Source organism: Microbacterium sp. Leaf351, from assembly GCF_001423825.1.
GTDB classification, from domain to species: Bacteria; Actinomycetota; Actinomycetes; order Actinomycetales; family Microbacteriaceae; genus Microbacterium; species Microbacterium ginsengisoli.
Genome location: NZ_LMPK01000034.1, coordinates 24,634 through 24,835, shown reverse-complemented (window position 1 = coordinate 24,835; position 202 = coordinate 24,634).

Below are 202 nucleotides of genomic sequence, written 5' to 3'. Positions count from 1 at the left end.
GAGGCTGAGAAAGCCTCCCCTCCTCAAGCGGAGACAAACCCCATCAGACAGACTCCTTGAGAGTCTGAGACGTCATGTCTACGATGGGGTTCCTACTCGTCGAGTAGTCGGATCCCAGATCGCCAAGCGCGACACGCCGGATTTGACAAGCGAAACGAGACGGATAAGATAGAGAAGTTGCCCTGCAGAGAAGGCCGAGAGG